At 63.6% G+C, this 21631-nt stretch carries 17 protein-coding genes; 5 read left to right on the top strand and 12 right to left on the bottom strand.

Annotated features, from left to right (window positions below; translation table 11 throughout):
- Nucleotides 1-62: 62 nt before the first annotated feature.
- The 10 genes from ASD25_RS02990 to ASD25_RS02945 all read right to left on the bottom strand — a co-directional run bounded on the left by ASD25_RS02990 (nucleotide 63) and on the right by ASD25_RS02945 (nucleotide 15114).
- Nucleotides 63-539: a hypothetical protein gene (locus tag ASD25_RS02990; protein WP_055829438.1), complete on the bottom strand. Its 477-nt coding sequence runs from the start codon at nucleotides 537-539 to the stop codon at nucleotides 63-65.
- 2 nt (nucleotides 540-541) lie between these two features.
- Entirely contained in the window at nucleotides 542-1039 is a 498-nt protein-coding gene (locus ASD25_RS02985) for a CorA family divalent cation transporter (RefSeq protein WP_055829439.1), read from the bottom strand.
- A gap of 289 nt (nucleotides 1040-1328) precedes the next feature.
- On the bottom strand, nucleotides 1329-3278 hold the full coding sequence (locus ASD25_RS02980; RefSeq protein ID WP_055829442.1) for a potassium transporter Kup: 1950 nt from the start codon (nucleotides 3276-3278) through the stop codon (nucleotides 1329-1331).
- Between the two features lie 1549 nt (nucleotides 3279-4827).
- The gene (locus ASD25_RS02975) at nucleotides 4828-5907 is read right to left on the bottom strand and encodes a S8 family serine peptidase (RefSeq protein WP_055829445.1); all 1080 of its coding nucleotides are present in this window, start codon (nucleotides 5905-5907) and stop codon (nucleotides 4828-4830) included.
- A gap of 245 nt (nucleotides 5908-6152) precedes the next feature.
- Nucleotides 6153-7493 (bottom strand): type II secretion system protein GspD, encoded by a 1341-nt coding sequence (locus ASD25_RS02970; RefSeq protein WP_082560058.1) that lies wholly within the window; start codon nucleotides 7491-7493, stop codon nucleotides 6153-6155.
- Between the two features lie 599 nt (nucleotides 7494-8092).
- Nucleotides 8093-8758 (bottom strand): TetR/AcrR family transcriptional regulator, encoded by a 666-nt coding sequence (locus ASD25_RS02965; RefSeq protein WP_055829452.1) that lies wholly within the window; start codon nucleotides 8756-8758, stop codon nucleotides 8093-8095.
- A 51-nt stretch (nucleotides 8759-8809) separates the two neighbouring features.
- Nucleotides 8810-9568, bottom strand: a complete 759-nt coding sequence (gene fabG / locus ASD25_RS02960; RefSeq protein WP_055829457.1) for a 3-oxoacyl-ACP reductase FabG — start codon at nucleotides 9566-9568, stop codon at nucleotides 8810-8812.
- On the bottom strand, nucleotides 9565-11175 hold the full coding sequence (locus ASD25_RS02955; RefSeq protein WP_235562584.1) for a class I adenylate-forming enzyme family protein: 1611 nt from the start codon (nucleotides 11173-11175) through the stop codon (nucleotides 9565-9567). Before ASD25_RS02955 ends, fabG begins: the two co-directional genes overlap by 4 nt.
- Nucleotides 11176-11293: 118 nt before the next feature.
- Nucleotides 11294-12637, bottom strand: a complete 1344-nt coding sequence (locus tag ASD25_RS02950; protein ID WP_055829461.1) for an MFS transporter — start codon at nucleotides 12635-12637, stop codon at nucleotides 11294-11296.
- Nucleotides 12637-15114 carry a TonB-dependent receptor gene (locus ASD25_RS02945; protein WP_055829464.1) on the bottom strand — a complete coding sequence of 826 codons (2478 nt, stop codon included), beginning with the start codon at nucleotides 15112-15114 and terminating at the stop codon, nucleotides 12637-12639. The genes ASD25_RS02950 and ASD25_RS02945 overlap by 1 nt, the downstream gene beginning before the upstream one ends.
- A gap of 280 nt (nucleotides 15115-15394) precedes the next feature.
- Here ASD25_RS02945 and ASD25_RS02940 point away from each other — a divergent pair, with 280 nt between their 5' ends.
- The 5 genes from ASD25_RS02940 (at nucleotide 15395) to ASD25_RS02920 (ending at nucleotide 18855) form a co-directional block, all read left to right on the top strand.
- Complete coding sequence (locus ASD25_RS02940) at nucleotides 15395-15862, top strand: MaoC family dehydratase (RefSeq protein ID WP_235561720.1); 468 nt, start codon at nucleotides 15395-15397, stop codon at nucleotides 15860-15862.
- Nucleotides 15863-15940: 78 nt separating this feature from the next.
- Nucleotides 15941-16438, top strand: a complete 498-nt coding sequence (locus ASD25_RS02935) for a MaoC family dehydratase (RefSeq protein WP_235561721.1) — start codon at nucleotides 15941-15943, stop codon at nucleotides 16436-16438.
- A 10-nt stretch (nucleotides 16439-16448) separates the two neighbouring features.
- Nucleotides 16449-16886, top strand: coding sequence for a Zn-ribbon domain-containing OB-fold protein (locus tag ASD25_RS02930; protein ID WP_055829471.1), 438 nt, complete (start codon nucleotides 16449-16451; stop codon nucleotides 16884-16886).
- Nucleotides 16883-18073 (top strand): lipid-transfer protein, encoded by a 1191-nt coding sequence (locus tag ASD25_RS02925; protein WP_055829475.1) that lies wholly within the window; start codon nucleotides 16883-16885, stop codon nucleotides 18071-18073. The genes ASD25_RS02930 and ASD25_RS02925 overlap by 4 nt, the downstream gene beginning before the upstream one ends.
- Nucleotides 18070-18855 carry an enoyl-CoA hydratase/isomerase family protein gene (locus ASD25_RS02920; RefSeq protein ID WP_055829478.1) on the top strand — a complete coding sequence of 262 codons (786 nt, stop codon included), beginning with the start codon at nucleotides 18070-18072 and terminating at the stop codon, nucleotides 18853-18855. The genes ASD25_RS02925 and ASD25_RS02920 overlap by 4 nt, the downstream gene beginning before the upstream one ends.
- A gap of 6 nt (nucleotides 18856-18861) precedes the next feature.
- Here the strand turns inward: ASD25_RS02920 and ASD25_RS02915 are convergent, their stop codons facing one another.
- Both ASD25_RS02915 and ASD25_RS02910 read right to left on the bottom strand, forming a co-directional pair.
- The gene (locus ASD25_RS02915) at nucleotides 18862-19755 is read right to left on the bottom strand and encodes an alpha/beta hydrolase (protein WP_055829487.1); all 894 of its coding nucleotides are present in this window, start codon (nucleotides 19753-19755) and stop codon (nucleotides 18862-18864) included.
- Entirely contained in the window at nucleotides 19742-21607 is a 1866-nt protein-coding gene (locus ASD25_RS02910; RefSeq protein WP_235561722.1) for an NAD(P)/FAD-dependent oxidoreductase, read from the bottom strand. The genes ASD25_RS02915 and ASD25_RS02910 overlap by 14 nt, the downstream gene beginning before the upstream one ends.
- Nucleotides 21608-21631: the final 24 nt, after the last annotated feature.

Genomic DNA, 21631 nt, shown 5'->3' with positions numbered 1-21631 from the left:
GTCTCCACCTTCTCACGCCCCCAAGAGCCATTCCAAAGGCAGGGGAGGTCGGCTTTCGACCCTTAGCGGACATTTGCCGGAGAGCGTCTGGGCGCCATCTTCGCAGCCTGCAAGACTAACCATAGCCCGAGAACGATCTGGATCAGCAAGAGGAGGCCGGGACCTAGGAAGATCACATTGGCGATGATCTGGGGAACCGTTCGTGCTGGTTGTTGACCCTTTTCTAGGAACGGAACGCAGAGCAACTGGATGGACGCGGCGAGGGCGGTTGTACTCAAAGCCAGAACAACAAGCTCTAGTCCCCGTCCCGGACGACCGACAAACCGGGCCCAAAGAGAACAGGAGAAACCCGTCAGGGCGGTAAGGGCGAGGGGTAAGCCTGCAAGCAGGTAGAGCCACTCTGGATGCACCTCAGGCGGCGTGCCCATGATCACCCAAGCCCGGTCTGTGATCGTGAAGAGCCCGTTCGCCCACAATGACCCGGCAGACGCCACAATCATCGACGAAAGGATCACACGCCGGTTGTCGATGGATCTCATTTTCACACCTCCAGGACTTCATCCTCAAGCGTCTCGCCGAGCGGCAGGTAACCATCAACGATGAAGTCGAGGATCGCATGAAGAACGTAGTCGACCCCATGGCCGAGTAGTATTGACGATGCTTCCAGCTGTTCCCGAAGCGCTGCGTGGCCGCGCCCAGACGCGCGCCGAACCGAGATGATATGGCTGTGGCCGAGGAAGATCGCGGTCTCGCCGTAGCGGATGTTACCTTCCTCTAGCCAAGCCGTTTTGGCGACGACAAATAGCTGATTGCCGAACACATCAAGCTTCGGCAGTTGATCGCCTTTGGCAGCGTCCGCGACTGCCAAAGGGTGAAGGCTGTAATTCTGCTCTAGCGTTTTCAGTTCGTCCAGCGTCGGATCAACGAGGCCGATCCAGACGAACTGCGACTTGTCCTCCGGACAGTCGATCCGCTCATCAATCGCGACCGGGCGAACCCGAATACCGCTCTGGTAGAGATAGGCGGCAACAACGCTCATGCTGATCGGCTCATGGCTGTCGTAGGATCAGGCGAAGGAGCTTGACGACACGCGATGCTGCGGTCAGATCTTCCTCTTGAAGGCTGATGGGCAGCTGGCTGCGCTCAGCGCCAGCCAATCGACAGACCCTTAAATCGATAAGAACGCGCCCCTCCACGAGAGCCTGCCCGATCAGAAGTGTTTGTTAGAGTACACCTTCAGGTCGGCGGTTGAGTCCGCACGATCTCAACCCCGCAAGCTAGCTGCTTAGGCCGGTGCCCGAACCGGAGCGTCATGTCATCCGGGTGACTCAAATCTTCACCTGTGCGCCCATCTCGATCACGCGCGCAGGCGGGAGTTGGAAGAACTCGGTCGGGTTGCCAGCATTGCGAAGCATCGTGACGAACAGGTGGTCTTGCCATAGCGGCATACCGAAGTTTTTCGACGGGACGGCGGTCCGCCGGCTCAGGAAGAACGACGTCGTCATGATGTCGAACTTCAATCCCTTCCGACGCGCCAACGCCAACGCGCGCGGGATGTGGGGTTGTTCCATGAAGCCGTAGTTCACCGTCAGCCGCTCGAAGTCCTTGCTGAGCGTCTCGACCTTGATCCTGTCGCTCTCCGCCACCCGCGGAACCTCCGCGACGTGCACGTTGAGGATGACGTTCCGCTCATGCAGCACGCCATTGTGCTTGAGATTGTGCAGAAGCGCCGCTGGCGTCTTGTCCGGGTCGGATGTCAGGAAGATCGCTGTGCCCTTGGTGCGATTGCAGGGCCTTCGGCTCAAGGCGGCCATTGTGTCGGTCAGGGGGACAGCGGTCTTCGCCGAGTGCTGGCTAAGGAGCGCCACCCCGCGCGACCAGGTCTCCATGATCAGAACTACGGCCGCTCCGAGAACCAGCGGGATCCAAGCGCCATTCGGGATTTTCAGCAGGTTCGAGGTCAGGAAGACGATATCGAGGAGCGCGAATAGAGACACCGCGGCGATCGCCTGCCAGAGGGGCCGCTTCCAGCGGAAGCGGATGATGACGAAGAATAGCAGGGTATCGACCAGCATGGCTCCGGTGACTGCGATCCCGTAGGCGGCGTTAAGGTTGGTCGATGTGCGCAGCGCGACAAGCAGAATGACGACGCCGATCGCCAGAGCCGCGTTGACGGCGGGCACATAGATTTGACCCGCTTGGGTCTCCGAGGTTCGCAGGATGCGAAGCCGGGGCAGCAGGCCCAGTTGCACAGCCTGCTGGGTAAGGGAGAAAGCTCCGCTGATGACAGCCTGGCTCGCGATGATGGCTGCGGCGATGGCGAGCGCCACCACGGGCCAGTACGCGAGTTCGGGGATCATTCGGAAGAAGGGGTTTTGCGCAGCTGTCGGATCGGACAGCACGAGGGCGCCCTGACCCAAGTAGTTCAGCATGAGGCAGGGGAAGACCAGGACGAACCATGCCGCGCGTATCGGTCCCCGTCCGAAGTGGCCCATGTCCGCATAGAGCGCTTCAGCGCCCGTCACGGCGAGGAAGACGCTTCCGAGAATGATGAAGCCGATGGCTCCGCTGTTGAAGAGGAACCACACGCCATAGTGCGGGGAAAGCGCCCGGAAGATCGACAGGTCACTGCCGATGTTGATCAGGCCGAGCGTGGCGATGACCAAGAACCAGAGAATGGTCACCGGGCCGAAGAACCGGCCCATGGCGGCGGTCCCGCGAGACTGAACCATGAAGAGCGCGATCAGGATGACGATGGCGCTTGGCAACGCGAACTTTGCAAGCTGGGGGCCGATTCCAGGCGCTTCCTTGAGGCCCTCCAAGGCTCCCATGACAGACGAAGCCGGGGTGACGATCCCATCGCCGTAGAACAAGGCCGCGCCGCACGCTCCGAGGAGGAACACGATCCTTGAGTGTTTGACCATGGCGCGTTGTGCGAGGGCCATGAGCGCCAAGGTGCCACCTTCGCCCTTGTTGTCGGCGCGCATCATGAAGAACACATATTTCACGGTGACCACGAGGATCAGCGCCCAGAAGATCAGGGACACGACACCGAGAACGGACAGCTCGAGCCCGCCACCGGTATCGGACCGATGGAGCGCTTCTCGCATCGCGTAGAGAGGGCTGGTCCCGATGTCCCCGAAGACGACCCCGATGGATCCGATAGCCAAGGCCAAGAAGCCGCTATGCTTGCCGACCGTGTGCGGCCCCAGCATGCCACCGCTCGGTGTGACATCTTCAGGACTGTCTGACGCCGTCCCGTTTTCGTCGCGGCCCATTCGGTCCCTCAATGCAATTTTTAGGGTGGAGCTGGCGTCACCGCACCCTTCCGGATCACGCGCATAATGCACATCCGCGATCAGCGATCCGCTGAGACGTCGCTTTAAGCAAGAACACTCTCCGCCGGGAGATTGACCTCACGTCTTGCAGTAGCTGTCTGCCTTGTTGTTTTGTCCGCTTTCCCTCCTTATGCGACCGTCTGCTCCCGACCCATAGCGGACGTTTCGGACTGCGTCAGCGAAGTCCGCGATTGCTGCCCTATCCACCGGCCAAGAAGACGTGTCGCCGCCCGCGCGCACCATGTCGCTTTGGCTAACGAGGACAATCTCTCTCCCAATAACCGTGAAGGTGCGGCGTGGGATCACCCATTCCTCGAAGACATAGTCTCGCCTCGGGGAATGCGGCAAAGACTGACGCATTCTGTTTCGTCAGGTCAGTGCAAAACAGGAACGGTTGTCTTTCCCGTAGGCACTTCGGCGCCCCCTGCTGCCAATGATCGACGTAGTCGCCGGTATTCCAGGCCGCGAGGCCGAACAAGACGGTCTCGACCGCATCACCCAAGTGCACCGTTGCCGATCCGTAGCTGGGAGGCACTGAGACCGGCCCACATGGGCCCTCTCCCGGGAAGAAGCCAAATCTGCTCATAGCGGTCACGCTATCGCAGAACGATGTCCGCTAACCACCCTTAGGCAACAGTCCGGTCTCGACCCGTTGTGGACGTTCCAAGTCCGTCGGTCGTCAGAGGAAGAAGACCAGCGGTATCCACGTTGCGAAAAACATGACGAAACCGGCCACCGCGCTGGAAACGAAAGGGTCCGCCCGTCGCTCGGAACAGACCACCATCTACCTATCAGTTCAAACATGAAGATAGGGCTTGGAAATCGCTTCTCGGGTTCAACCAGCCGGAGGGTTCCACCCCCACAGAGGATGGCTGAGACGACCAGGAGGCCCAGCAGAAGATAGGTGATCATCCAGACCCCCTCAAAGGGAACGACGATGTGCAAGGGCCGCTTCTACCACAGCTGAATGTCCGCTTCCCGCCCTCAAGCAGCAGTCGGCTTCCGACCCATTGCGGACTTCAGCTGCGTCATTCCCGAACTCCGCTCTGACTACCGTTCAGGCGAAGGTCCGCCATAGGCCTCCACCTCACGGCCGTTCCAGTTGGAAAGTGTCGAGGTTCGACGTCCGCTCGTGGGGTGATGAAGGGACGGGACATCGGCTTTACTCCAAGCGCGCCTGACACGGACTGTCAGCGCACATAGGGCCCTACGCGCGGGTCCGCACGGGACGCCTCGACCTCCTCCTGGAAAGCACATTTCGCGTCCGCGAGACTGGCGAACAGACGACGGCTCTCGTTTCGCAAGCTCGTAACAGCAAACGTCGGGCAAGCCTTCCTCCAGCGCCTGACTCTGTTGGCTTAGCCGCACACCCGCCGTCATTGCGAGGATGATGCATTGGCGAGGCATTCACCTTCTCCAGGGATCAACCAAACGCGAAGGGGCGGTCGCGAGACCGCCCCTCCTTTAGATCAGAACTCAGGTGTAACGACTATCGAACCCCGATCGGGTCCGGATTTCCGTCCGGGTCCCCGGCAACAGGGCCGCCATTGCGCACCGCACCCGCCAGCAGAAGGCCCGCGAGATGCGGCGTCGCCATCGAGGTTCCGCTGATGGTGTTGTAGCCGCCGTCCTTCCACGTCGATTTGATCGAGGAACCCGGTTCGGCGTAGTCGATGGGCGGATTGCCGAAGTTCGAATAGGACGCCCACCGGTCCCCTACGGCGAACGCGGAAACCGTGAAGACATTCGGGCCATTGGCTCGTGCAGGCGAGTGGTTGTTGGCGTTGTCACTCTCGTTCCCGGCCGCAAGGGCAAAGCGCACGCCGCCCGCGGAAGCAGAAACCACGGCATCGTCCAGCGCCTGGCTGACGCCGCCGCCGAGGCTCATGTTGGCGACATCGCCAGCACGACCGTACTGGGCCACGTAATCGACCCCGGCAATCACGCCCGAGGTGCTGCCGCTGCCGCGACGATCGAGGACCCGCACCGCGACAACAGAAGCGCCGGGCGCGACACCGATCACACCGATGGCGTTGTCGAGCGCCGCGATCGTTCCGGCGACATGGCTGCCGTGGCCGTTCAAATCATCGGGCGAGGCGTCATTGGACAGGAAGCTGCGGCTGCGCGTCACGTCGACACGCAGATCCGGGTGATCGAGGTCGATCCCGGTGTCGATCACCCAAGCGGTGGCGAAAGTCCCTGCGGCGCCGCCGTTGACCCGAGCGATACCCCAAGGCGTTTCCTGAGCCGGCTGGACGCCGCCGCCGCCGCCGGGTCTAGCTTCGGCGCGCACCGGCGGAATGGTGAAGACCTGGTCCTGTTCGCAGTAGGCGATGTTCGGATTTGCGGCGCGGACACGCTCAAGGGCCTGCGGGGGCAGGTCCGCCGAGAACCCTTGCAGGGCGACGCTGTAGACATGTTTCACCCGGCCGCCGCCGGCCTGAACCGCTCTGTTGGCTTCCGCCTGCGCGTTCCCGCGGGAAACCGATCCCTTATTGAAGACGCAAACGTAGCTGCCGGGGATTGCGTCTCCCGCCACCTGCGCCTGGGCCGGCAAGGCCAAAGCCATCAGCGAGACGCCAGCAATACCGAGTACTGTAAGTTTAATCACCCCTGAACTCCCTCTCAGCGTTAATGATCGCGGCCAAATGCCTGTGCAATCAAGTCGATGCTAGGAAGGACGTTCTCGTCTGTCGACTCTAATTTCATCGGTGAAGAGTAAAAACCCTCAACTACACAACCCATTCCTGAATAGTCGAGAGTCATCACGAAGCGGGTACGCTTCGTGATGAGTCAGATACGCACGGAGCAGCACTACGAGGTCGGTGAAATCTCTCTGAAGCTGGGCGCCGGCTCGGATTGAGCATCGAACCGGCGGTGCCGGACGATGCGAGGCGTGATGATGATGTAGAGCTCGGTTTTCGACCGCGTGGACCTGTTGACGCGGAACAGGCTGCCGAGAATCGGGACGGATCCGAGCACCGGAACGCTTGAGGTGGTGGTGAGCGTGTTTTCCTGGGTCAGGCCGCCAATCACGAAGGTCTCGCCGTCCCGTACAGAGGCGGACGTTTCGGCCTCTCGCTGACTGATGGTCGGATAGCCCTGCGAGAACCCTGTCACTGACGAGACCACGCAGTAGATTTGCGAGGTCACGAATCCGTCGGAGCTGACCCGCGGCGCGATCTGGAGGGTGACGCCGACGTTCACATACTGGACCTGTTGTGAGACGGCATTGACTCCGGAAAGCGCGATCGAGGTCAGGATCGGTAGGGCGTCGCCGGTGATGATCTTCGCAGTAGCCCCGCTCTGAGCCGCGATGCGCGGCCGCGAGACGATGCGTCCTTCGCCGGCGAGAACCTGCGCATAAATGGTCGCTTGAAGCTGACCCGAGGCCAGAACCAGCTCAGGATCCGTCCCGAAGGGGAGGTTTGCGCCGGTCTGGAGGGTGGCGACGGCAATCTGCCCGGCGGGGTTGTTGAGGTCGATGCCGAGGTTGCGCACCCCCTGCTCGGTTAGTTCGACGAACTGGGTCTCCAAGATCACGGAGTCGACCGGGATGTCGATCAGTTCGATCTGCGCCTTGACCCGTTCGATCCGTTCCGGCGACCCGGTGATCCATATGGCGTTAAGCCGGCGGTCGATCGCCAATCCCTGGCCGGGGAAGGATTCGCCCAGAGGAACGGCTTCCCGCTCTCCCTGATTTCCGTTGTTGTTGAAGCCTTGCTGGGTGGTCGAGGCGATGGACCCGAAGCCGGGCTCCCGTCGGATGAAAACGTTGTTCGGCTCGATTGTCTGGCCCTCGACAAGCAGGCCAATCACCTCGCTGACGTCCGCATAACGCAGGGGCACCAGTTCCGAGGCTTCGCCCGAAACCAAGCTCCCGCTGGCCACATAGGCTGGGAGGTCCGTCGCCGGCACGACGGCTTCACCGGTCGATCCAAGCGGGCGCGTGCCGGTCGCTTCCTCGTCGCTTATCCGCGTGATGGTAACTTGAAGCCGTCCCTCGCCGGCCGGTTCAGTTCGAACCCTGGAGGGCTCGGCCGTGTCAAATCGCAGGAGCAGGTCGCCGTTCGCCGTTTCGAAGCTCGCCTGTCGAACAAGGCCGTTCGGCAGGCGCGGCGAAACCACTCGCGGCGCTTTCAAAGTCGCGCGCATCCGAAGTTCTGGCCGCCGCAGGTTAGTACTTGTTGGCGCGTGTTGGGGTTCGGCGGGGGAAAAGCGTAGCAGGAACGCCGCCCTGTCTGCGCTCTGGGTGACAAGCGTTAGCTCTTCAAGCACAGATGGCGTCTGCGCTGAACTTAAAGTCGTGCAGAAGAGCACGCTGAGCGCCAAAATGAGACTGGCTGCCCAGCGGGAAACTACCAAGACGTACTGTTGCAAATGCTGTTACCCGATCCCTCAGGGTTTCACCTTATGGCACGCAGGACCAAGCGCAACCCGATACCCGTAAATCTCTAGGGTTAGTACGGTAGCGAACGCGTAATCTGGGAGAGCACCCAGCGGCGATCAGGGGCGAGGGTTTACTGGCTGCTTGGCCACCCCGGCCCGACCTTCCGCTTTCGACCCAAAGCGGACGTTCGCTAGCTGGCTCTGTGTCTGGTCTTGGCCGCGACGTTTCCGCGCCGACGCGGCGACCGCGGTTGCCTGACTTCAGGCGGGGTAGGGCGGCTTTCGGCTTGGCGCGGTTAAACTGACAGCACCATGTGCCCCGGAACACTGAGCGGTTATGATTGGGCCGACAGAGCCGCGCAAACCTAAGGCTCGGCCCGCATCCCGGAGACCATCATGTTGGCATAGGTTTCGCCGATTTCGCGGGCAGTCTGGGGTGAGGTCTCAGGGCGGAACCAGCGGTGGGTCCAGCCGACGACGCCCAACATCCCGTAGGCGACGATGCGCGAGGGGCCGACGTCGCGCAAGGTTCCGTCAGTATAGCCCTCTTCGATGATCTCGATGAAAGCATTCTCGATGATGCGGTTCACCTGGCGCATGTCCGAGGACCATTTCGAACGGGCTCCGGACACACGGCTGAGGTTCTCGCGGATGTAGATGAACAGGAGGGGATAGTGCTCGCCGTACGATTCCATGATCGCGACGATCAGATTCCACAGCTTGTCAGGCGCTGGCAGCGTGCTGCCCGCTATATCGGTGGCGATCTGGGAGTTCCGTTCCGCAACGGCCCTCAGCACTTCGTCGAACAACTCTTCCTTGGACGAGATGTAGTAGTAGACCGAAGCGCGATCGATGCCGAGTTCGGCAGCCACAGCGCTGATGCTCGCGCCCTGCAGACCCAAGCGGTCAAAGACGCGAACGGCCGCCTCCGCGATCTCGCGGCGACGCCGCTTGTAAGCGTCGGAGCTTTCTTCCTTTGCCGCCTTCCGGCGTTTGCCGATGCCGCTGGTCTTGTCGCTTGTCGGACTCATGTCGGGGATTGATTAGCGAGTGCTTGCCGAAAGTCCAAACCGTTCAGGTCGTCAACCACGTGGACCGCCCGCCACGAACAGCACCTGACCTGACACAAACCCCGAGCGTGCGTCGGCGAAGAAGGAGACGGCATTAGCGATGTCTTCGGGCTGGCCCGGGCGACCGGCGGGGATATCGCGCACAATGTCTGCGACCATCGCCTCGAAGGTCACCCCCAGCCGTTCGGCTACAGCAGTCGTCATCGGGGTTACGACAAAGCCGGGTGCGACGACGTTGGCGGTGATGCCGGACTTGCCCATTTCCAGCGCCAAGGTCTTGGTCAGGCCGATCAGCCCGGCCTTGGCTGCGGCATAGTTGGCCTGTCCGTAAGCGCCCAAGGCGGCAATGCTGGCGAGGTTGACGATCCGCCCGTGGCCTTCGCGGCGCATCGCGGGCTGGACCGCGCGGCACATCAGGAACGCCCCGCGCAGGTTGACATCCTGGACAACCTGCCAGTCATCCAGCGTCATCTTGGCCAAGGTCTTCTCGCGCAGGACGCCGGCGTTGTTGACCAGAACGGCGGGCGGCCCCAGCGCGGCTTCGGCAGTTGCGACAGCGGCCTGGACGGAAGTTTCATCGGAGACATCGACGGCCACGGCCATGGCCCGACGCCCGAGCGCCTGGATTCGCTGAACGGTGTCAGCGCAGGCTTGCGTCTGAAGATCCATTACGGCGACATCGCAGCCGTCCCGGGCCAGGCGTTCGGCGATGGCGGCGCCGATGCCGCGCGCGGCTCCGGTCACGAGGGCGACGCGGGAGGGTTCGCTCATGACAGGCCCAGACGTTCGATGGCCAGGCGCGACAGCAGGAATTTGCGGGGTCGCCCTGACGGCGTTAGCGGCACGTCTTCTACCTTGATCGCCAGGATATGGCGCGGCACCTTGAAGCGTGCGAGCCGTTCGGCGCACCAGTTGATCAGGACCTGAGGCTCCAGCCCGCTTCCCGGGCGCGTCACGATGAAGGCAATGCCTATCTCGCCCATGCGGTCGTCTGGCACGGGTGCCACGTAAGCCTGCAAGACTGAAGGGTGCCCCATCAGCACGTCCTCGATCTCGGAGGGGGTGACCTGTTCGCCGCCGCAGCGATAGCTTTCCTTCACCCGGCCGACCAGGCTCAGGTAGCCGTCCGCATCGATCCGGCCGAGGTCGCCGGTGTGCAGCCAGCCCTCGGCATCGAAGGCTTCGGCGGTCGCCTCGGGCTTGTCGAAATATCCTGTGGTGACGCCGGGACCTCTGGCCATCAGCTCGCCGACCTCACCGGGCGCCAGCACCGCGCCGGACTGTGGGTCGACCACGCGATAGTCGACGATGCGGTTGCCGATGGCTGGATCGCCCGCCGACCCTACGTCGCGCAGACGACCGTTGGTCGTCTTCAGGCGGTCGCTGGGATCATCCGGCCGGGTTACCGTGGTCGAGGCCGTGCATTCGCTCATGCCATAGCCGGTGGTGATCTCGATGCTGTCGAAGGTCGCCAGAATACGATCCCACAGACCGGGCGGGGTGCGCCCTCCCGAGGACAGCATCCCCTTGAGCGACGCGGTATCGACCGGCGTGTCGGCCAGGGCATCCAGGACGGCGAGCGTCATCGTCGGGATCAACAGCAGGTCGGTCACCCTGTGGCGCTCGATGGCCCGCAGCGTTTCGCACGGATCGAACTTCAGGTGCGGCACGATCGCCCCGCCTACGAACAGGGCCGCGAGAAGGCCTTCGACATAGCCATACACGTGGTTCATCGGCAGGCTGAAATGGATGCGGCGCCCATCCTCAAACGCACGGGCATAGGCACTGCCGAAGGCCGCGCGCAGCAGCATGTCATGGGTCAGCACCACGCCCTTGGGCGAACCGGTCGTACCGGAGGTGTAGATGATGTCGGCGGGCGCCGCAGGGTCGCCTCGTGGCAGATCGACCGCGCCGCCCTGAAGATTCTCAAACGTGGTCGCGCCCACTCGTCCATCGCCCTCCGCCTTGAAGACCGCGACCGAGCGCAGGTCGGGCAGGGCCGTGCCGCGCCCCCCGGTTTCCCAGCCCGGCGCGATCTCATCCAGCATCCCCAAGTAATCGAGGTCACGAAACCGGTCCATCGTGACCAGCATGACGGCCCGCGACTGGCGCAGCACATAGGCCAGTTCGTCGCGGCGGTTCAGGATGTTGACGGGCACAGCCACGGCCCCGACCGCTGCGATGGCGAACTTCAATGCGGCGAAGGCGGGGTAGTTGGCCATGACGAGGGCAACGTGCTCACCCGGCCGTACGCCGGCGGTGACCAATCCGCCCGCGAGTTGACGCACCCATTGCGCCATCTCCCGATAGGTCCAGGTCCGCTGGTCGGTGATCAGATAAGGACGGTCCGGGAATTCTTCTGCCGCGGCATCCAACATCTCAGCCAAGGTCAGCGGCCGCCATTCGGGGAAGCGCCGCGACAGCGCCGCCTGGCGGTCTTGAACCGATGGAAGGGGGCGGGGGGGCGGCATTGTATGGGGGGCTTTGCCGGTACGGTTAGGGGTTCAGAGCTTCGTGGTGCCGCCGGTAGGCAGGCCGTGCCCAGCCGAACACCAAAGCCGCTGCCAACGTCGACGCGGCCAAGGTGATGCCAAGGGAGACGCCCAGCGCACCTTCGTCCCGAAAGACATAGTCGTTGAGAAGGCCCGGCAGAAGCGGGCCCATTGTCAGGCCACCCAGGTTGGCGATGAACAGGATCAACGCCATCACCTGGCCCCGCACCTGGTTCGGAAACACCATCTGCGCCGCTGCGTAACAGCTACCTGCGGGCATGGCCAAAAGGATCACACCGAGGAAGAAGACGCTCACTGTGGCCCAGTCATTTTGCAGAGCGAGCCCCAATAGAGCGAAGACGGCGAAACCTCCGAGCGAGCTGAGAGCCGCCACCCGGAGTGCCGCGTCGCGACGTCCGCCGCGCAGACCCCGATCGCTGAATCGGCCGCCCGCCAGCATGCCGGCCGTGCCCCCAATCAGCACTACGATCCCCATAACGAGGCCGGTGACCTGTGGGCTCCAGTCAAAGGTGCGCTGAAGCGTGGCAGGGGACCAGAGCATGTAGGAGTAAAGCGCGACGGCCTGGAACATGAGGCCCAGCGCGATGCCGGCTACGGCCTGCCAACGCTTGCCGACCTCCACGAGCGTTTCTTGGATTGTCAGTTGCGCAGTCTGACCGTCCATCGCCTTCAGAGTGTTTTTGCGGGCGGGTTCACGCAGCGACAGAGCCCAGAACGCGATGAACAGACCCGGTAGGCCGACGATCATGAAGGTCGCTCGCCAGGAGGCGATTTCTCCGAACACCGGCAGAGTGATCGCCGGTATCTGTGACACGGCCGCGATTACCGCACCGCCAAGGAGAAGCGCCAGACCGGAGCCCAGGTAGATGCCGATACCGTAGAGGCTCATCGCGGAACCCAGACGATCGTTCGGGAAGGAGTCAGAGATCATGGAAACCGCTGCAGGCGCCAAGGTGGCCTCCCCGATTCCCACGCCCATGCGGGCGAGGAACAGGCCGCCATAACCGGGGGCGATCGCACAGGCGGCGGTCATCAGGCTCCAGAAGAACACACCGGCCCCGATGATGATGCGACGGCTGTATCGGTCGACCAGCCTGCCCAGCGGCAGGCTGACCAAGGTGTAGAATAGCGAGAAGGCGAGGCCGCTCAGAAGGCCGATTTGGGTGTCGGAGACGCCGAACTCTGCCTTGATGGAACCGACCAGCAGTCCGAAAATCTGCCGATCAATAAAGGACAGCGTGTAGCAGACCGTCAGAACCGAAACCGTGTACCAGGCATAGCCGAGATCGGGCCTTGCGGCGGACGCCGGTTTCGGTTCCGCAGCCATCAGAAGGTGTACGAGAACTGGAGTGCGATCTCGCGGCCTCTTGAGACCACGCCGCGCTGCTCGCCGAACGCGCCCGGAACGCTCGCGCCGCCGGTCCGGTCCGCCGCATACTGGAGATAGTATTCGTCGGTCAGATTGCGGCCGATCAGCTGCAGGGACCAGGCTTCATCGGCGGGTTTGAGGGTCAGGCCAGCGTTGAAGCGCCAGAAGGCGTCCTGGATCGACCCGGGCGACATGGCTTCGGAGGCGTAATATTCGCTGGTGTAAAAGGTGTCGCCCGTGACCCCGAGATTGTAGCTGCCCAGCGGCACGTCCCAAGTGAAGCCGGCGCTGCCCGCCCATTCCGGCGAGCGGGCCGGAGCGCGGCCGTTGAAGTCCTGCTGCAGGGTCAGGTTTGTGGTGTTCACGAACGAGCAGTTTGGCGGAGGGGTCGCCGTGGCTCGCGTCGAACCTGTGGGGAAGGCGTAGCTATAGCACTGGCCGACGAAGTCCTTGAACTGGGCGTTGACGTAGGCGATCGCACCCCGAACCGAGAAGGTGTCTGTCACCGAGAAGTTGGCGTCGGCCTCTATGCCGCGCTGCTCCAGGGTGCCCGCATTGTTGATTGTGTAGGCGATGCGCGCCGGGTCGTAGGTATTAACCTGCAGATCACTGAAATCGAACGCGAAGGCTGCCGCGTTCAGGCGCAGCTGTCCGTCCATGAAGATACCCTTGCCGCCCAGCTCGAAGCCCTTGGCTGTTTCCGGACCAAAGTCGATATCCCCGATGACCGTTGTCACCTGCAGGGGGCTGGTCAGGCCGAACCCGCCGGACTTGTAGCCAGTCTTGTAGGCCAGGAAGACCGTATGAGTGCTGTCAGGCCGCCAGGTCAGCGTGACCTCGGGCGAGACGTTCTCGTCCTCGAAAGTCCCCTGGATCTCGCCGACGGTGTCAGAGCCCGCGTAGACCCTGGCCGCCGTATTGAAGGTCCCGATGCCGTATAGATTGCGCTTGCGGAAATCCTTGCTTTCGCGGGTCCAGCGAAGGCCGCCCGCCAGTTCGACGGTGTCGGTGAGGTCCCACAGCACTTGGCCGAAGACTGATTGGGTGTCGCCCTCCTGCGTCGCCAGATCCTCATAGGTCGAGAACCGACCCGAAGCCGCGCTATAGTTGCTGTCGCGCAGCTTGGTATCGTTGTTGGTGAAGAGGTCGGTCTTCTGGAAGTAGGCGCCGACCATGAAGTTGACCGGCCCCTGGAAGTCGCTGGTCAGGCGGAATTCCTGGCTGATCTCCTCGTTGGTCTGCAGATTGTAGAAGGCCAGTTGGGAATAGGCGGTTTGATCCAGTCCCGAAAGAAACTGATATTCGGTCCGATTGTAACCCGTCGTCGAGGCCAGGCTCAGGTCGCCGAACCGCCAGTTCAGGTCGAGCGCGCCGGTCATGATGTCGAGCTCGTCGTAAGGCGCTCCGCTTCCTTGATAGCCCCTCATAGTGCGGGCGATGGCGTCCGGCAGGTCGCCTATGGACGTGTTGCGGTCCGCGACGCATTCACCGGACGGATCGGCGAAGCCGTAGACACGGGGGTTGGGGCCCGTGCAGGGGCCGATGTTCTGGGTCCCGACGCCGGGGCCGCTGCCTTCCGATGAACTTGCGAACAGCTTCAGGCGGGCGTCGAAATTGGGCGAGAAGTCCGCCGTGAGGGTCAGCCGACCCAGCAGTTCCTCATCGCCCGGGCGGCTGTCTGAGGCGCCCGGCAGCTGCGCGGCGCCGATCGGCGCTCCGGTAGACGCTAGGTAGAACGGATTGGCGATCGGCTGCGCCGTATTGCGCAGCCATCCGTCGAGATTGCGGTATTTGACGGCGATACGGGCACCGAAAATCTCGCTGAGCGGGCCCGAAACCACGCCTTCCAGACTGGCCTCGTCGCCGACGAATTCATAGCCGGCGCGAAGCGAGGCCATGAAGTCGGCGGTGGGATCCGCCGACTTGACGGAGATGACGCCCGCCGGACTGTTCTTTCCGAAGAACAGGGCTTGTGGCCCCTTCATCACTTCTACCTGTTGCAGGTCGAAGAAGCCGGCCTGTGTGATTCGGCCGTCGCTGGTCTGCACGCCGTCGATCGCGACCGACACCGCCTGCTCGAAGCCGGTCTGATTGGCCGGCGAGCTGACGCCCCGGATGCCGACGGAACCGCCGCCGTTGGACTTGTAGGCGCCGACGATCACTGTCGGCGTCAGTTCGCCGATGCTGGCCAGACTGTCGGCCCGGTTGCGCTCCAGGACTTCGGTGGTCAGGACGTTGACGACGACGGGGACGCTGACCAGCGTCTCGGTGCGTCGCCGGGCCGTGACCACGACGTCGTCGATCTGCGACGTGGTTTCAGGTTCCGCGGTTTGCGTCGCGGGCGCCGTTTGTGCAAAGGCCGATCCTGCGGTGCATATCAGTACTGAACTCGCGGCCCCGCCCAGCAGCGCCAGCTTCATGGTCGTCCTGTTCATGTCTCTCCCCGGGTTTCCTGCCCTTGTCGTGATCAGGTCATCTGACGCGGCCTGTATGCGACGACGTCAGAGGGAACCATGATACGGCAGGTGTCAATAGGGGTGTTGACGAAAATCAACATTGCCGTTGATCGCCATGATAAGCCCAATGACGCCCGGCTTGAACGTTATCAACGTATGCGTTGACGAACGATTTGAAGTGGTGCAGCGTGACGTGCTTCGCGGGCTAGGCCAGCGGGACTGGAGTCTTCGCCCGCCCAATCCGTTTGAAGAGTGACGCATGTTCTCGGAGACCCTACCCATGACCTCCCGATCACCCGGCAGCGCATTCCGGCATCGGATCACGACGGAAACGCCCGTAGGCTTTGAACTGCAAAGCCTCAAGAAGAAGGCGGCGATCCAGTTAATGGGGTCGCGGCTGTGGGGGCGTTTCAACCCCAACCATTGGGACCCGGTCTATGCGGCGTCGACGGGTCTGGCCGCCCCGATCCAGACGGGCGAGATGTCATCTGCCTACATCGCCGAGATGTGCGTCAACCACTTCGGCGAGGACCTGTTCCGCAACGCACGCGTGGTTTGCAAATACATCGCCTCGACCTTGGCCGACGAGGTGATCAGCACCCACGGCGTGGTGCGCGAGAAGATTCCAAAAGGCGACGGCTACCGGTTTGTCGTCGACACCTGGGCCCGGAATGAGGCCGGTGAAAAGAAGACCGTCGGCTGGGTCGAAGTCGATGTCGGGGTCTGATCGGCGGACCCTCGCCGCAACCGAAGTCTTACAGGCAGTACAATGAGCAGCATTTCACAAACGGATGCCTTGCGGCCCATGTCGCCGATCCAGATCGAGCAGACACGGGACTTCATCGACGGGCTGGCCTCCGTCGCCGAGCCCTATTGGAACATGGTCGAGATCGGCGACGAACTGGTCCGCGAACTCGAGATCACGCCCGAGTTGGTCATCCTCTATGCGGACGGCGTGGAGGACTTCAATCCCTGGTACGAGGGTTGGAAGATGAATACCTGGCGGACGGAGGGGGAATCGCCCTTCGGCGGGGCCATAGTCCCCCCGTTGCTGGTGTCCCACTTCGTGCTGTCCGTGCAGTTCGATCCCGCTCGGCCGTTCGCCATCGGCTCTATCCACACCTTCCACGACTCCGAAATCCTGGAGCCCATTCCTGTCGGCGCTACTGTCCGCATCACCACGCGGGCGGCTGACAAATACGTCAAGCGCGAGCGGCGTTATGTGCGCCATGCCGTGACGGTCGAGGATGTCAAAACCGGCGTCCTCTACTTCCGTGAAACGCGCGACATTCTTTCCCTGTGAGGCTCCGGAAATGACCTTCTCGGCCGTCCCCGTCGTCGAAGGCCTGTTCGAGGTGGAGGCAGAGGTCCCTCGTCTGAACGGTTCCCGCTGTGTGGGGTGTGGGGCGGTCTATTTCCCCTCTTCGTCCAACTGCCGGAACCCCGAATGCCATGACCCACACGTCGCACCCGCGCTGATCGGCGGTCTTGGAGAGCTTTACAGCTACACCGTCCAGAATTACCGCCCGCCTCCGCTGTTCCAGATGGAACCGTGGGCGCCGTATGCGATCGGTCTGGTGGATCTTGCGGACGGCCTGCGCCTGATGGCGGTGCTGTCCGTGCCCGTCGAGGACATCCATATCGGCATGCCCGTCAGGCTCGCGGTTCGGACGCTGTACAACACGAATGAGAGCGGCGAAGTCACGACGCACGTTTTCGTAGCGGACCTCGGGCGCGGAGCCGTGTCATGAGACCGGTCTATTTGCTCGGCGTCGGGGCCCATCCCTGGGGCAAGTGGCCTGAAAAGACCCAGATCGCGCTCGCGCTCCACGCCATGGGCGCTGCGCTCAAGGACGCCGCCCTCGACTGGAAAGACCTTCAGGGTCTGGTCGCCGCCAGTTCGCGGTTCGAAGGCGGGATGGGCTGGGGTCTTCACGCCAACGAGGCGGTCCAGGCCGTCGCCGAGCGAGGAATCGCCTGCGTCAATGTCGGCGGCGCCTGTGCGGCGGGGGCCATTGCCTTCCACACAGCGCACATGATGGTCGCCAGCGGCCAGTATGACGTGATGGCGGCGATGGGCGCCGAGCGGATGCCCAAGGGGTTCATCCCGCGGCCGCCCGGCAGCGCCGACGACATCAGCGACAGCGATTATCTGCGCTGGGTCACCATGGGGGCGACCAATCCGGCCTACTGGGCGATGGAGACCCGCCGGCGCATGCATGACTTCGGCACCAGCGCCGAAACCCTGGCGGCCGCTTCCGTCCTGATGCGCCGCAACGCGGTGCACAATCCGAACGCCCGCTTCAGAACGGCCTCGACGGTGGGCGAGGTGCTGGCGTCGCCGGTCGTCAGCGATCCGCTGCATCTGCTTGAAATCTGCGCCGTGAGCGACGGGGCGGCCGCGGTCATCCTGGGTACGGAAGCCCAGGCGCGGCGCGCCGGCGGCCCCATGATCCAGGTCGCCGCCAGCGCTATCGCCACCGGGACATTCGGCGATCCAGCGGCGCGAATTCCCACAGTGTCCGCCACGCCGAGGCCCGGCGTGCCGCATACGAGCGAGGTGGTCTCGGCCGTGCGCCGCGGCTGGGAGATCGCCGGCGTTGGTCCCGGGGACATCGACCTGATCGAGATCGCCGACAATACCGCCTGGCACATTCTGGCATGGCCGGAGTTCTTCGGTTTCCACGCTCCGGGCGAAAGCGACAGAAGACTGGCGGATGGCGAGTTCGAGATCGACGGTTCGCTCCCGATCAACCCCAGCGGCGGTTTCCTGTCGTTCGGCGAGGCCACGACGGCCCAGGCGCTGATGCAGGTCTGCGAACTGGGGTGGCAACTCCGCGGCCAGGCCGGGGGGCGCCAGGTGCCGGACGCCCGCATCGCCATGTCCGCCGTGCTGGGCCTGGGGGCCAACGGCGGCTCCGTTGTCCTGAAACGATGAGCGAGGCTGTCCAGATCGAGGTCCGGGATCGCGTCGCGGTCCTGACTCTTTCGCGCCCCGACACCGGCAACGCCATCGACCAGGAGATGGCCGACGGCCTGCTGAAAGCCGCCCTGGCCTGTGCATCCGACGACGACATACGGGCGGTGGTGCTGACCGGGCAGGGGAAGTCATTCTGCGTTGGCGGCGACGTGAAGGCCTTCGCGGCCGCCGGTCCGGGTGCGTCGATTCTCGTGCAAGGCCTGACCGCGTCCCTGCATATGGCGGTTGCGCGACTGGCGCGGATGGACAAGCCTCTGGTGACGGCGATTAACGGCGCAGCGGCCGGCGCCGGCTTTGGCCTGGCCATCCTGGGCGACGTCGCTTTGGGGGCCCGATCGGCGAAGTTCGCTATGGCCTATGGCGCGATCGGCCTGACGCCCGATGGCGGGGCGACCTGGCTCCTGCCACGCTTGGTCGGATACCGCCAGTCGCAGCGGCTGGCGCTGACCGGCGCGCGGATCGATGCCGTGGAGGCCGAGCGGATCGGGCTGATCACCCAGGCGATCGACGACGAGGCCTTGCAGGACGAGGCCTTCACACTCGCCGAGACGCTCGCACAGGGTCCGCGGCGCGCCTTCGCCCGCACGCGGGCCCTGCTGCATCAGGCCCTGTCCAACGGGCTGGAGACGCAGCTCGAACTGGAGGCGCAAGGCATCGCAGAGGCCGTCGGCCTGCCCGAGGGCCGGGAGGGTATCACCGCCTTTGTCGCCCGTCGTCCGCCCGACTTCGGCGGCCTCTGACCTCGCTCAGGTCAGGGCAGCGACCAGCCCTTCCGCAAGGCGCGCGATTGCGTCGTCGCTGCGTCTACTGCCCTGTGGGAGGCCCGCGAACCCGTGGATCATGTCCGGATAATGGTAGGCCTTGACCTCTACGCCCGCCTTCCGTGCTCGCTCGACCAAAGCTTGTCCCTCGTCCCGTAAGGGATCGAAGCCAGCCGTAATGACCGTGGTGGACGGCAGCGTCGACAGGTCGCCACCCATCAGGTCGACCATGCCGTCCCTGGCGTAGGCCTGCCATGCCCACAGCATGAACGTCCGCGTCAGCATGTGGTCCTGCCCAAGAGCCAACTGGGATGCGCTGGCGCAGCCAGGGTCCACCGCCGGATAGAGCAAGGCCAGACCCTTGACCGGCTGTCCGACGGCCGCCGACCCCAGCGCGGTCGCCAGGGCCAGCCAGGCTCCTGCGCTGTCTCCAGCCAGCTCGACGGGGAGGCCGGCAAAGCGCGTTCTGACCCAGTCCAGGGCGGCGACCGCGTCGTCCATGCCCGCAGGGTACGGATGCTCCGGGGCCAGCCGGTAATCGACCGCGACCAGGGTCAGGCCGCTGCTCAAGGCAAGGCGTCGGCACACGGCGTCGTGGGTTTCGAGGTTGCCGAAAACGAAGGCTCCGCCATGCAGAAAGACCACGATAGCCCGATCCGGCCCCGGCGCTGGCCGATAGACACGTAGAGCCAGGGGTCCGCCCGGCCCGGTGATCTCCACGTCCTCGACGGCGTGGACGTCCGGTCTGGGCGCACGCGCGAGATAGCCGTTGGCTCCCGACCGAAACGCCGTCAGATCCGTGGGCACGCTCAGGGCAACGCGCGGGTCCGTGAGCCACTTGGCCAGATCGGGGTCCAGCGACCCGTCAGGAAGCGGCACGCATCGTCTCGCTGCCGCGCAGGTCGAAGCCCTCGTAGCCTTGCGCCGCCGCTTTTTCGAGGATGCGGCGATAGCCACGGACACCGCCGGAGTAGGGCATGAAGACGCGGGGCTTACCGGGCATCTCGGCCCCGATGTAGTAGGATGGCGTCTTCATATAGAGGGTCTCATGGGCGCGGGCGTTGACGTGGTCCACCCAGTCTGCCTGGGCCGCCTGTGTCGCCTCGATCTCCGATACGCCCTGCTGTCGCGCCGCGTCGAAGAGGGCCGCCAGCCAGTCGATCTGTTCCTCGCTCGACAGTATGACATTGCTCAGAAGGGACGGGCTGCCGGGTCCGCCGACGAAGAACAGGTTGGGAAAGCCGTGGACCCCGATGCCCAGATAGCTGGCCGGACCGCCGGCCCAGGCGTCCTTCAGGGTCTTGCCGTCCCGGCCCACGATATCGATCTTCAGGATCGAGCCGGTGAAGACGTCGAACCCCGTGGCATAGATCACCACGTCGAACGGTATATCCTGCGCCGTCGTGCGAACACCTGTCGGGGTGAAGCGCTCGATCGGCGTCTCGCTGATGTCCACCAAAGACACGTTTGGCCGGTTGAAGGTGGCAAAGTAGCCTCCATCGACGGAAGGCCGGCGCGTTCCGAAAGGGAAGCCCTTTGGCACCAGCTTGTCGCGCAGCGCCGGGTCCTCGATCTGCTCGCCGATCTTTCTCTGCACGAAGGCCGAGGCGATGTCGTTGGCGGCCTGGTTCAGCAGGATATCCTTGAACGTCAGGGCAAAGCCAAACCCCAGACGGTTCCAGGCCGCCTCGAAGGCCCGTTCGCGCTCGTCCGGATCGACCTCGGCGGCGGACCGGGGATCGGGCGCAAAACCGAGGCCGCTGGGGGAGTTCCGCGCGGCCTCGCGGCGTGTGCGGTAGTTGGCCTTCACCGCCCGATCTTCCTCGTCCGAAACGGGCGCATTGGCGGCGGGAATGGAATAGTTCGCTGTCCGCTGGAAGACCGTCAGGTGCTCGGCCTGGGCTGCGATGATCGGTGTCATCTGTACCCCGGATGAACCGGTGCCGATAATGGCCACCCGCTTGCCCCGCAGATCGACCGGCTCGCGTGGCCAGCGGGCGCTGTAGAAAATCTGCCCCTCGAACGCCTTCTGTCCCGGATAGGTCGTCGCCTTGGGTGTGGACAGTTGACCCACGGCCATGACGAACCGTTGGGCGGACCAGCGCCGCCCGTCTTCCGCCTCGATCAGCCAGCGGCCCGTGGAAGCGTCCAGCTCTGCGCGCCGAACGCGCGTGTTCAGGCTGACAGAGCGGCGCAGGTCAAAACGGTCGGCAACGTGATTGATATAGCGCAGGATTTCCGGCTGTTTCGCGTAGCGCTCGGTCCATCGCCATTCCTGTTCCAGCTCTTCGGAAAAGCGGTACGAATAGTCGAAGCTTTCGACGTCGCAGCGGGCTCCCGGATAGCGATTGAAGTTCCAGACGCCGCCGATCTCGTCGGACGCTTCCAGCACCTGAACCCCGAACCCTTGTGCCCGGAAGGTGTGAAGGGCGCGCAGGCCGGCCAGTCCGGCCCCTATCACGACGACGTCGATATGAACGGCTTCAACCATAGCGCTCTCCCTCCTTCGAGGTTGCCACGGTGACCAATGCTCGTCAACGATGGTGTTGATTATGGAGGACTGCTTGGGTGCTGTCAGTCTGATGGCAACCAGTCTCGACGCTGGGCGCGGCAGAAGAGCTGGTATGCGTGTGAGGTTCGAGTCTCTGGCCCGGTTCAGCGAATGGCGTTTAGGCGAGGCGAGGGACCAACGTCTGCTTTTGGGCAGAAAGCTTTTGCCGGAAGCGGACATTGGCGCGGCCTCACCTACAGAGCT

The organism is Brevundimonas sp. Root1423 (assembly GCF_001426805.1).
Note: the sequence above shows the minus strand (reverse complement) of the source record. Positions and strands in the feature narration are given on the sequence as shown.

Coding starts and splice junctions, on each gene's coding strand:
- ASD25_RS02910 (WP_235561722.1), bottom strand. CDS start 21,607: ATGTCCGCTTCCGGCAAAAGCTTTCTGCCCAAAAGCAGACGTTGGTCC.
- ASD25_RS02990 (WP_055829438.1), bottom strand. CDS start 539: ATGAGATCCATCGACAACCGGCGTGTGATCCTTTCGTCGATGATTGTG.
- ASD25_RS02945 (WP_055829464.1), bottom strand. CDS start 15,114: ATGAACAGGACGACCATGAAGCTGGCGCTGCTGGGCGGGGCCGCGAGT.
- ASD25_RS02940 (WP_235561720.1), top strand. CDS start 15,395: ATGTTCTCGGAGACCCTACCCATGACCTCCCGATCACCCGGCAGCGCA.
- ASD25_RS02920 (WP_055829478.1), top strand. CDS start 18,070: ATGAGCGAGGCTGTCCAGATCGAGGTCCGGGATCGCGTCGCGGTCCTG.
- ASD25_RS02975 (WP_055829445.1), bottom strand. CDS start 5,907: ATGGCTTTGGCCTTGCCGGCCCAGGCGCAGGTGGCGGGAGACGCAATC.
- fabG (WP_055829457.1), bottom strand. CDS start 9,568: ATGAGCGAACCCTCCCGCGTCGCCCTCGTGACCGGAGCCGCGCGCGGC.
- ASD25_RS02985 (WP_055829439.1), bottom strand. CDS start 1,039: ATGAGCGTTGTTGCCGCCTATCTCTACCAGAGCGGTATTCGGGTTCGC.
- ASD25_RS02980 (WP_055829442.1), bottom strand. CDS start 3,278: ATGGGCCGCGACGAAAACGGGACGGCGTCAGACAGTCCTGAAGATGTC.
- ASD25_RS02950 (WP_055829461.1), bottom strand. CDS start 12,637: ATGGCTGCGGAACCGAAACCGGCGTCCGCCGCAAGGCCCGATCTCGGC.
- ASD25_RS02930 (WP_055829471.1), top strand. CDS start 16,449: ATGACCTTCTCGGCCGTCCCCGTCGTCGAAGGCCTGTTCGAGGTGGAG.
- ASD25_RS02925 (WP_055829475.1), top strand. CDS start 16,883: ATGAGACCGGTCTATTTGCTCGGCGTCGGGGCCCATCCCTGGGGCAAG.
- ASD25_RS02965 (WP_055829452.1), bottom strand. CDS start 8,758: ATGAGTCCGACAAGCGACAAGACCAGCGGCATCGGCAAACGCCGGAAG.
- ASD25_RS02970 (WP_082560058.1), bottom strand. CDS start 7,493: ATGCGCGCGACTTTGAAAGCGCCGCGAGTGGTTTCGCCGCGCCTGCCG.
- ASD25_RS02935 (WP_235561721.1), top strand. CDS start 15,941: ATGTCGCCGATCCAGATCGAGCAGACACGGGACTTCATCGACGGGCTG.
- ASD25_RS02955 (WP_235562584.1), bottom strand. CDS start 11,175: ATGTTGGATGCCGCGGCAGAAGAATTCCCGGACCGTCCTTATCTGATC.